At 60.3% G+C, this 10709-nt stretch carries 10 protein-coding genes; 2 read left to right on the plus strand and 8 right to left on the minus strand.

All coding sequences use genetic code 11. The features are described 5' to 3' along the window. The first annotated feature begins 117 nt into the window (after window positions 1–117). Window positions 118–597, plus strand: a complete 480-nt coding sequence (moaC, locus tag ACRXB1_RS20060; protein ID WP_086382926.1) for a cyclic pyranopterin monophosphate synthase MoaC — start codon at window positions 118–120, stop codon at window positions 595–597. Between the two features lie 108 nt (window positions 598–705). Here the strand turns inward: moaC and ACRXB1_RS20065 are convergent, their stop codons facing one another. The 8 genes from ACRXB1_RS20065 to recA form a co-directional block, all read right to left on the minus strand. Then, entirely contained in the window at window positions 706–2529 is a 1824-nt protein-coding gene (locus ACRXB1_RS20065; protein WP_449492986.1) for a PglL family O-oligosaccharyltransferase, read from the minus strand. Window positions 2530–2756: 227 nt separating this feature from the next. Further along, window positions 2757–3359, minus strand: coding sequence for a pilin (locus ACRXB1_RS20070; RefSeq protein WP_086382927.1), 603 nt, complete (start codon window positions 3357–3359; stop codon window positions 2757–2759). Between the two features lie 119 nt (window positions 3360–3478). Continuing rightward, window positions 3479–4189 (minus strand): TerC family protein, encoded by a 711-nt coding sequence (locus tag ACRXB1_RS20075; protein ID WP_449492987.1) that lies wholly within the window; start codon window positions 4187–4189, stop codon window positions 3479–3481. Between the two features lie 144 nt (window positions 4190–4333). Beyond that, complete coding sequence (gene sucD / locus ACRXB1_RS20080) at window positions 4334–5215, minus strand: succinate--CoA ligase subunit alpha (RefSeq protein ID WP_031359567.1); 882 nt, start codon at window positions 5213–5215, stop codon at window positions 4334–4336. A 125-nt stretch (window positions 5216–5340) separates the two neighbouring features. Then, a complete protein-coding gene (sucC, locus tag ACRXB1_RS20085; protein ID WP_368665778.1) occupies window positions 5341–6522 on the minus strand; it encodes an ADP-forming succinate--CoA ligase subunit beta in 1182 nt (393 codons plus the stop codon). Window positions 6523–6694: 172 nt separating this feature from the next. Next, complete coding sequence (locus ACRXB1_RS20090) at window positions 6695–7360, minus strand: DUF2889 domain-containing protein (RefSeq protein ID WP_449492988.1); 666 nt, start codon at window positions 7358–7360, stop codon at window positions 6695–6697. Between the two features lie 123 nt (window positions 7361–7483). After that, window positions 7484–8212, minus strand: coding sequence for a recombination regulator RecX (gene recX, locus ACRXB1_RS20095; RefSeq protein ID WP_449492989.1), 729 nt, complete (start codon window positions 8210–8212; stop codon window positions 7484–7486). A gap of 847 nt (window positions 8213–9059) precedes the next feature. Further along, window positions 9060–10130 (minus strand): recombinase RecA, encoded by a 1071-nt coding sequence (recA, locus tag ACRXB1_RS20100; protein WP_061998620.1) that lies wholly within the window; start codon window positions 10128–10130, stop codon window positions 9060–9062. A gap of 226 nt (window positions 10131–10356) precedes the next feature. On the opposite strand from recA, the gene ACRXB1_RS20105 reads away from it, so the two are divergent. Next, the coding region (locus ACRXB1_RS20105; RefSeq protein WP_449492990.1) for a response regulator at window positions 10357–10709 on the plus strand (353 nt) is incomplete at its 3' end.

Raw genomic sequence — 10709 nt, forward strand, 5'->3', positions numbered from 1 at the left:
TAGCGGCGTGCGGCGATCCAGGCGGGTGGTCCGTGCGCGCTCACGCTGCTACGATAAGCGTTTCCAGCCGATCGTGACCGCCGCTGGTATGATGAGCGCCCGATGCAAGGAGAATTCATGTCCGGACTTACACATTTCGATGCTTCTGGCGAAGCGCACATGGTCGATGTCGGCGACAAAAGCGAAACCCGGCGCATTGCCGTTGCACGCGGTTCCATCGCGATGCTGCCCGCCACGCTCGCGCTGATCCGCGACGGCAAGGCAAAGAAAGGCGACGTGCTGGGTGTCGCGCGGATCGCCGCGATCCAGGGCGCAAAGCGCACGTCGGATCTGATTCCGCTATGCCATCCGCTGGCGCTGACGCGCGTGGCAGTGGATTTTTCCATCGATGAGACATTGCCCGGCGTGCATTGCGAAGTGCGGGTCGAGACGGTTGGAAGAACCGGCGTGGAGATGGAAGCGCTGACGGCCGTGCAGATCGGTTTGCTGACGGTTTATGACATGTGCAAGGCGGTGGATCGCGGGATGACGATCACCGACGTTCGCGTCATGGAGAAGCACGGGGGGAAGTCGGGGGATTGGGTGGCGAAGGACTGATTCCTTCAACTAACCCGTTGCATATGAACCAAGGCCGTCCCAGCTTGCGCTGAAACGGCCTTGATTTATTTCTGAGCGAAACCTTTGGAGAACAAGGTCGCCGGGGATTCAATCATCCCCATCATCGTCGTCACTATCATCGGTTGCCGGAGACGCCGGCAGCCCATACAACTTCACCAGCTCCGCCTTGAATCCGGCGAGCGGCTTGCCCTGCTCATCGACTGATTTGAATACCGATGCCAGTTGTGTCGGCCAGTCGTGCAACTCGGTCGCGAAAATCTTCAGCCTCGCCATGGTATCGAGCGCGTCCTGATCCTGGCCGGCCAGCGCTTGCAGCACGGCGTATCGGCGCAAGACGGTTTCGCCGGGCAACAACGCGATCGCCTGATGGTGCATATCGAGCTTGCTGGCAAGATCCTGACCATTCATGGGCAACAGCGTCGCCGCACCATATTCACCCCACGCGCGGAACAGGATAGACGGATCCGCCGCGTACTGCTCCGCCGGCCGGGCGCCGTAATACAGCACTTCGGCGCGGTTGTAATCGCGCAGGACCGGATAAAGCGAAAGCAGCCCGAGCACGACCAGCGCCGCATAAAGCCCGTAAGAAAACGAACGCGATACCAACCGCAAAGGCCGCGTCTCCAGCAAGCCGAAGATCAGCATGGCGGGCATCAGATAAAACATGTACTGCTGCGGATATTCGACGAGCGCGTGCATCATCAGAACACCCAGCAACGCGAGCCCAAAAATCCGCGCCGGCGTATGCGGCGCGCGCAGCACGCGCACAAGCCAGCCGATGACGCCGAACAGCACGATCGCCAAGCCGAGCAGGCCGGTTTTTGCGAGCAAATCGATGAAGATATCGTGCGAATTATTCGCGATCTCCACGCCGCCAAGTTCGCGCACGAACTCGAACTGGTGCAGCGGGAATTCGCCCCAGCCCACACCGAGAAGCGGATGCGTCAGGAACATCGTCCAGCCGTATTTCCACAGCGCAAGCCGGGGAGCGATCTGGTTCGCATCCTGCATGCGCTCCGCCGCCGACTGCCCCAGGTCGAGTTGATAACGCACATTCGCCCAGCGGATCGCGCCGTTCACCGCGAAGAACAGCACGAGCAAGACGACGGGGATCAACCAAGCGCGCGCCTTGCTGCGGGAAGCATCACTCGCAGGCGCGTCGGGATCATCGGCGGCGGTCGAGCGGCCCTGGATCAACGCCATCCACAAACCGGCGACCACGATCACGCCCATCTGCAACCACGGTCCACGCGATACGGTCAGCGCCAGGCCAGCGGAAAAAATCGCCGAGAGCACGAGCCATGCGATCACCGGCAATCGCCGCGTCTGCACGAGATAAAGCGCGCCCGCCGTGGCGAACGCAATATAGGTGGCAAGGTGGTTCGCCTGCGCCATGTTGCCGAACGGCCGGCGCTCGACGGTCACGTTGTACGCCACCACGAACGGCGAAAACTTCGATTCCATGTGAAAGAGCTGCACGACCTGGCAGAACACGGCAAAGAGGCCGCCGACAATCAACGCCGCCGCGCCCCATCGAAACGCCCGCTCGGCCATTCCGGCGCGCACGAGTCCGTACCCCGTATGCACCGCGATAAACGACGCCAGCAGATACCCGCCGCCCAGCCAGTTCATCGACGGCTGCGCGACCGGCAGCACGACCGTCTGCACCACGAGCAACAGCCCGAGCACCAGCGGCATCAGCGCCATGACCGGCGTTGCGAACGCTATACGCGGCTCGGACAAACGCACGACCAGCGCCATGGCGGCGCCGAGCGCAAGGAACAGCCCGAGCGCGCTGTACTCCGCGTAGAACGTCGGAATGGGATACGTGTGGTTGACGACCGCGTACGGAATCGTCAGCGCCAGACAGAGGACGGCAAGAGTAAGGTAGCGCGCGATGTTTGAAGGCATGAGGGGTCGGGAACGTCGGCAACCGGCGCACTATACAAAAAATTACTCATGCTGTGCGGCGACGTGCATGAAATGCGCTGAAATCGCTGTGAATCATTTGAAATTCGTGGCGCTTTCGGCGAAACAAAGAAGCTGACCGCAATCTGCGTGCTCGCTCGATGCGTCACTGCAGCGATTACGTTTGCTTGCGGTCAGCCTTTCAGCACCGTCAAACCAGCATAGTCAAATCAAGCACGGCACTCAGGCGGTGCGAGATTGGGTGGCAGAGTCGGCGCCTCAGATGGCAGCGGACCCGCGCCCGGCGCCGGCAACGACGAAGCCGTTTTCGTTGCCGCGAAGCACTCCCACGTGATCGATCCGGCCTGGACCGAGCCCTTCGTCAGCACCGTGCGCGCGGTCGGCGCGTCGGCATTGTCGGGCGAAGATGGCACGAGCACGATAGTGTTCTCGCCCGCGGGCGCCACGCGCGTGGAATACGCGATCGTGATCTGGCCGTTGTCGTCATTCACGTGAATGGACTCCACGTTGCGCGTTCCCGGCGGCGCGGAATATCCGCCGCCCAGATCCGACCCGCTCGCAGCATTCTCAGCCACAGCCAGACGCGCCGACGAAGCCAGCGACAAACCCTCTCCCACCCGGCTACGCGCCAGGTAATCCTGATAAGCCGGGATCGCGTAGGCGGCGACCACACCCACAATCGCCAGCACGATCATCAACTCGATCAGCGTGAAACCTCTTCCTGAGCGCTTTTTCTTCCCGCGCGCCCACGCTCGTCGAAACCACGACTTGCCTTCCTTGATGCTCTTGAACCCGCACACCGCTACTGTCATCGCTGAACTCCCAAAAGATCGAAGCGTCTGGCTGCGTGATGCAATCCAGACGCTTCGATCTTATTGAGCCCTGCGAGCCGCCGGCAGTCAGCCAAACGGCTAACGTTCGGCGAGAAAAATCAGTGCGCGGCCTTCGATTCCGTGGACTGCACGCGCCTGCGAAAGAACCAGCCGACAGACAGAACAAGCACCGCGCCGGCGACTTGCGCGGCATACTCGGCGCTCGGGACATTCAACGCAGGCCATCGATCGATGAACGGATCATTAATGATCAACCCACCCGCAATCCACCCGAGCAATCCGGCGCCCAGCGCAATCACGATCGGGAATTTATCGATCAGCTTGAGTACCAGCGTGCTGCCCCATACGATCAACGGAATGCTGACAAGCAAGCCGAAGACCACCAACGCAAGCCGATGCTGCGGGTCGGCGGCCTCGGCGGCGCCCGCGACCGCGATCACGTTGTCGAGGCTCATGACGGCGTCGGCGACGATGATGGTCTTGATCGCGGCCCAAAGCTGATCGGAGCGTTTCACGTTCGGATCACTGTGATCCGGCATCATCAGTTTCACGCCGATCCACAACAGCAGCAGGCCGCCTACGAATTTAAGGAAGGGAATACCGAGCAGCACGACCGCAAACGCGATCAGCACAACCCGCAGGACAATCGCCCCGAGCGTGCCGAGCAGCACGCCGCGCGTGCGTTGCTGGTCGGGCAGGTTGCGCACGGCAAGCGCGATGACGACGGCGTTGTCGCCTCCGAGCAAGATATCTATGACGATGATCTGAAGAACAGCGCCCCAATGGAGGGTGGCGAAAAATTCGAGCATGAAAAAACCGGTGAGCGACAGCAACAGAAAGCACGCGAAAAAAAAGCGGGGAAGCCTTAGCTCCCCCGCTTTTATAACCGACGCGTTACGAAAGGCTTACACAAGCATAGCAAAGCCCCGCGTTTCCTGTCGATCAGCCGTCCCTTAAAGCATCGCCTTCAACAAACGCGCCATTTCCGACGGGTTCTTCGTGACGGTGATACCGCATGCTTCCATGATTTCCAGCTTGGCATCGGCAGTATCCGCACCGCCCGAAATCAGCGCGCCTGCATGACCCATGCGCTTGCCGGCCGGAGCCGTGACGCCCGCGATGAAGCCAACCACCGGCTTCTTCATGTTGTCCTTGATCCAGTAAGCCGCGTTTGCTTCGTCCGGGCCACCGATCTCGCCGATCATGATCACGGCATCCGTGTCGGGATCGTCGTTGAACATCTTCATCACGTCGATGTGCTTCAGACCGTTGATCGGGTCGCCGCCAATACCCACCGCCGACGACTGGCCGAGGCCAATAGCCGTCAACTGGCCAACTGCTTCGTACGTGAGCGTGCCCGAACGCGACACCACGCCGATACGACCCTTGCGGTGAATATGACCCGGCATGATGCCGATCTTCAATTCGTCCGGCGTGATCGTGCCCGGGCAGTTCGGTCCGAGCAGCAGCGTCTTGCGATTTTCGCGACGCATACGGTCCTTGATCTCGAGCATGTCGCGCACGGGAATACCTTCCGTGATGCAGATGGCGAGATCCAGATCGGCTTCGACCGCTTCCCAGATTGCAGCAGCGGCGCCAGCCGGCGGCACGTAGATCACCGAAACGGTTGCACCCGTTTCAGCCTTCGCTTCCGCGACGCTTGCGTAGATGGGGATGCCTTCGAAATCTTCGCCGGCACGCTTCGGGTTCACGCCCGCAACGTATGCCTCACGGCCGTTCGCATACTCGCGGCAAGCGCGGGTGTGGAACTGGCCGGTCTTACCGGTGATGCCCTGGGTAATAACCTTGGTGTCTTTGTTGATCAGAATCGACATGGTGTGACCTCTGTTCGTCAGCGCCGCTTTTCACCCGCGCGCCTTGTTTCAAGGCGCGGCGAGGCGAAAAAGCGCCGCCTTTCGTGTCTGGTGGAACGCTCGTAATTGCCGGAAAATCCTGGCGCTTACTTGCCCTCGGCTGCCGCGACGACCTTCTGCGCAGCTTCTTCCATGCTGTCGGCCGCGATGATCGGCAAGCCTGAATCCGCCAGCATCTTCTTGCCGAGATCTTCGTTCGTGCCCTTCATGCGCACGACCAGAGGAACCTTCAGCGACACAGCCTTCGACGCTTCGATCACGCCTTCCGCGATCACGTCGCAGCGCATGATGCCGCCGAAGATGTTCACGAGGATCGCCTTCAGGCCCGGGTTCTTCAACATGATCTTGAAGGCTTCCGTCACCTTTTCGGTCGTGGCGCCACCGCCCACGTCGAGGAAGTTGGCGGGCTCGCCGCCGAACAGCTTGATCGTGTCCATGGTCGCCATTGCCAGGCCTGCGCCGTTCACCAGGCAGCCGATGTTGCCATCGAGCGAGATATAGGCCAGATCGAACTTCGACGCTTCCACTTCAGCCGGATCTTCTTCGTCGATATCGCGATACGCCACGATGTCCGGATGACGGAACAGCGCGTTTGCGTCGAAGTTGAACTTGGCGTCGAGTGCGATCACCTTGCCGTCGCCCGTGACGATCAGCGGGTTGATTTCGGCGAGCGATGCGTCCGTTTCCCAGAATGCCTTGTACAGGCCTTGCAGGATGGCGCGTGCTTGCGGGATCGATCCTTCCGGAATGCCGATCTTGCGCGAGAGATCGTCGGCGTCCTTGTCCTGCAGACCCGTCGACGGCTCGACGGCGAACTTGTGCAGCAGTTCCGGCGTCTTTTCCGCGACTTCTTCAATGTCCATGCCGCCTTCGCTCGAAGCCATCACCACGACTTTTTGCGTGATACGGTCGAGCACGAGGCCGATGTACAGTTCCTTCTTGATGTCCGCGCCTTCTTCGATCAGCAGGCGGTTCACCTTTTGGCCTTCAGGGCCGGTCTGGTGCGTGACGAGCTGCATGCCGAGGATCTGGTTCGAGTATTCGCGAACCTGATCCAGCGTCTTTGCAACCTTCACGCCGCCGCCCTTACCACGACCGCCAGCGTGAATCTGAGCCTTGACGACCCATACCGGGCCGCCCAGCTCTTCAGCGGCCTTGACCGCATCGTCCACCGAGAACACGGGCTTGCCGCGCGGGACCGCGACGCCGAACTTCCGCAGGATTTCCTTTCCCTGGTACTCGTGAATCTTCATGCGTGATTCCTTCAGTCTGAGAGTTGGATTGAACTTCGAATGGTTGAATACGAAGATTTACGCCGAGCAATCTATCCGGCAGCGATGACAAACGTCGCCGGACTCATGCTGATTCTGCTGATCTTGCTGGTATTTCGTGGTCGGCCAGTTCTGGTGAACCTGCTCACGCTGGATTCGCTGAGCTGGCTCAAGTGCGCTCCCGGTCTTTCGGACTGTCCTTTTCCACGATGCGTGCAGTTCCGTCCGGCGCGTTTCTAGGCGCGTGACCGAACCAGCGTGGATAGTGTTGCCGGACAGCGTCGCCGTCGAAACGCAAAGCGTTGCAACGGCCGAGCTGGAAAGGCGGTTTGTCTGTGTCGGCTGCTGTGCTGTTCGCCCCCGAATTGTCCGATGACTGTCCGGGCGAGCCGCCCTTTTCAGTGTTCCATACTTCGCCCGCGAAAGCCTGGATGGCGGCGGTGGGAAGGACGGCGCAGAGTTCGGTGAGGTGCGTGCAACCGGTCGTGCCGGCCAGCAGGCGGCTGGATTCACGACGGAAATTCTGTACGAGATTGAGGCCAATGAGCGCGCGATATGCCGGGTTCGACGCTGAACACAACTGGCCATACGGCGCCCAGTCGGAAGCTGCTTCGGCTTCGACGATAGCGAACGTGCGGTCGATAGTGATGCGCAGCCAGAGTTCATGGATCGGCAGGCCTTGAGGCCGGACGCCCGACGCGAGTTTGACGTCGCGCGGCTTTTCATCAGTTAGGCAGGCCTCTATGTCCCACAAGCCATCGTCACGCTCAAACGCTTCCATTCGAATCGCGCGGCGATGGCGCAACTGACGGGAAACAGGCGGAGAAAGCGGCATGTGTGGAGAAAGGCCGGATGGGAAAACATACGGATTTTACCATACTGAGCATTTTGAGCCGGACCCAGTTGCCGGAAGGCCGGATACTGCTGATTCAGGGCTGCTTTGTGCTGGTTTTGCCGGTTACGAGCACTCTTCGATGCTGAAATCGTCGTCGCTGGCTTTCAGGACTTTCATGATCACGCCGCTGGTGAAACCGCGGGTGGCGAGGAAACGCGCTTGTTTGGCGCGGTCGGCCGGGGTGATTGGCAGCTCGCCGTATTTCTTGCTCCACACGTCGCGGGCGCGGGTGAGTTCGGTGTCTTTTAGCGCTGCGTTTGCGTCCTGGATGAGTGTTTCATCGATGCCATTTCGCTTCAACTCGCTCACGATCCGGCTTGTGCCCAGCTTGGCGCCGCGCCGGTGAACCACGCTCTCGACGAATCGCTCGTTTGAAAGCCAGCCTTCGCGCTCAAGGGCGTCGAGCAGGGTTTCCAGCGAGTCGGTTTCGGTGACGTGCGGGGTGAGTTTGCGCGATAGCTCTGCGCGGCTGTGTTCGCGGCGGGATAGATAGCCGAGCGCTCTGCCGCGCAGCGAGAGTTGTGGGCGTTTGCTTTTAGCGTCACCCGCTGCCGGTGGTTTGCCTCGGCCCGGGGTTCCGCGGGTGTAGACGGAGTCGGCGTCTGAGATTGGGGCTTGCACGCTTGCCGCGCTGCTGGCGACCGGAACGCATTGTTCGAATGGCTCAAAAGGATCGGCGGGTTCGAACTCTCCCGTGATGGCTGCTCGATTGGAACCCGCAGCAGCGTTTTTTGCAGATGCCGCCTGCGTTTGAATAACCGCTCGATCAAGTAAGGCGCGGGCCTGCTTCAATCGATCGTTTGCGTCTGCGCCGTTCGCTTCGGCTTGCTGTTTGGCCAGATCTGCTGCATCGGAATCGGATTTGCCCCCGGTCGATTTCTTGGCAAACCCGCTTCTGTGACTTGTCGCGCGTTCGGTCGACCGTTCGAAAACGTCTTCGCCGTCTGCGGGTTTCGTGGCCGCCTTCCCGCCGAACGATGATTTGCGCCCGCTTGAACCACCGTTTCCGAATTTTTTATCGCTGGAGCGTTCGTAGACGTCGTCCGATTCGCCCGTCGATGCCTTCGCAGTAGACGACCGCCCTAAACCCCCGCCGCCAAACGCGCTGCGTTTCTTCGGAAACGCACGGTCGCTCGACCGCTCGTATACCGGCTCGGCTTCATCCGGCGATACATTTTCGCTGTCAACGGCAACGCTCGCTGCGATGGCCTCCGCTTTTGACGTTCCAGCCGAAAGGCTCGAACGGCTTCCGCCTCCGCTTTCGCTTTTGCCGAAGCTGCTTTTCCTGCCGAAACTGCTGCCGCTGCTTTTACTGTTCGAAAAGCTGCTGCCCTTGAATCCGCCGCTGGTTTTATCGCCGGCAGCGCCACCGCTCTTGCTAAAGCTGTTCCCAAATGAACGACGCGCCGGTGCAGATCCCTCCGCACCAGCGCGTTCGCTTGATGCTGCGCGGTATCGATCGCTGCTTCGTTCGTAGCGATCAACCCCATCCTTCGCGTCGACGCTCTCGCTGTCATCGCTTAGGGAATTCGGGCCGTCCGGATCGTCCTTTACGTCTTGCTCCGAGTCACGACTCGCGTCGCGACCGGCCTTTGATCCGAACCGGTTTTTGCGCAGCATCTTTTTTACCGCCTACCACTCATTCTTCGTCAGCGACTTCGGCAACGCCTGGCAGTGACTCAGCCATTGCATTGACGCCCAGCGACTCGCGGATCTTGTTTTCGATCTCACGCGCCATTTCCGGGTTCTCACGCAGGAATTCACGTGCGTTGTCCTTGCCCTGACCAATCCGTTCGCCGTTGTAGCTGTACCAGGCGCCGGCCTTGTCCACCAGCTTGGCCTGCACGCCCAAGTCGATGATTTCGCCCTGACGCGAGATGCCTTCGCCGTAAAGAATGTCGAAGATGGCTTCGCGGAACGGCGGCGCAACCTTGTTCTTCACCACCTTCACGCGGGTTTCATTGCCGATCACTTCGTCGTTCTTCTTGATCGAACCGATACGGCGAATATCCAGACGCACCGATGCGTAGAACTTCAGCGCATTACCACCCGTGGTGGTTTCCGGATTGCCGAACATCACGCCAATCTTCATGCGGATCTGGTTGATGAAAATCACCAGGCAGTTCGTACGCTTGATCGTGCCGGTCAGCTTGCGCAGCGCCTGCGACATCAAACGTGCTTGCAAGCCAGGCAGTGAATCGCCCATTTCGCCTTCGATTTCAGCCTTCGGCACCAGCGCCGCAACCGAGTCGATCACGATCATGTCGATGGAACCCGAGCGCACCAGCGCGTCCGCGATTTCCAGCGCCTGTTCGCCCGTGTCCGGCTGCGAAATCAGCAAGTCCGACGGGTTCACGCCGAGCTTCTGCGCGTAACCGATGTCAAGCGCGTGTTCCGCGTCAATAAATGCCGCCGTACCGCCAAGCTTCTGCATTTCAGCAATCACTTGCAGCGTCAGCGTGGTCTTGCCCGACGATTCCGGACCGTAGACTTCGACAACGCGTCCGCGCGGCAAGCCGCCAACGCCCAGGGCAATATCCAGTCCGAGCGAACCAGTAGACACCACCTGGATGTCTTCAATGACTTCGCCGGCGCCGAGTCGCATGATCGACCCCTTGCCGAATTGCTTTTCGATCTGCGACAGCGCGGCGGCCAGCGCCTTGCTCTTTTCCGCAGACATCCCGCCCGGGCCTTTCTTGCTATCTTCCATGAATCGTCCTTTGCTATGATGAACGGCATCTGGCGCATGCCCGCGGACTTTTGCTCCACTGGGTGCACTGCTACAGACACTGTATAAAAAAACAGGTGTTTTTGCAAGTGGGTTCAGCGCGCGTAGTTTCAACACCACGCCTTGACCATGCAAGCGCACCACAACACCTGGAGACCGCCGCGCCGGGCGAATTGCGGTGCCGGCAATGCCTTTTGCGCACACTACGATGCGAATACTCATTGCCGAAGACGACAGCATACTCGCGGACGGTCTCGTTCGATCACTCCGCCAATCGGGGTATGCGGTGGATCACGTCAAGCACGGCGTGGAAGCAGACACAGCCCTTTCGCTGCAAACTTTCGACCTCCTGATCCTCGACCTGGGCCTGCCCATGATGTCCGGTCTCGAAGTCCTGCGGCGCCTGAGGGCCCGCAATTCCCAGATGCCCGTACTCATCCTGACAGCCGCCGACAGTGTCGACGAACGCGTCAAGGGCCTCGACCTCGGCGCCGACGACTACATGGCCAAACCGTTCGCGCTGAACGAACTCGAAGCCCGCGTGCGTGCCCTCACCCGGCA

The sequence above is a fragment of the Caballeronia sp. M23-90 genome (assembly GCF_053574605.1).

Coding starts and splice junctions, on each gene's coding strand:
- moaC (WP_086382926.1), top strand. CDS start 118: ATGTCCGGACTTACACATTTCGATGCTTCTGGCGAAGCGCACATGGTC.
- ACRXB1_RS20065 (WP_449492986.1), bottom strand. CDS start 2,529: ATGCCTTCAAACATCGCGCGCTACCTTACTCTTGCCGTCCTCTGTCTG.
- ACRXB1_RS20070 (WP_086382927.1), bottom strand. CDS start 3,359: ATGACAGTAGCGGTGTGCGGGTTCAAGAGCATCAAGGAAGGCAAGTCG.
- ACRXB1_RS20075 (WP_449492987.1), bottom strand. CDS start 4,189: ATGCTCGAATTTTTCGCCACCCTCCATTGGGGCGCTGTTCTTCAGATC.
- sucD (WP_031359567.1), bottom strand. CDS start 5,215: ATGTCGATTCTGATCAACAAAGACACCAAGGTTATTACCCAGGGCATC.
- ACRXB1_RS20090 (WP_449492988.1), bottom strand. CDS start 7,360: ATGCCGCTTTCTCCGCCTGTTTCCCGTCAGTTGCGCCATCGCCGCGCG.
- recA (WP_061998620.1), bottom strand. CDS start 10,130: ATGGAAGATAGCAAGAAAGGCCCGGGCGGGATGTCTGCGGAAAAGAGC.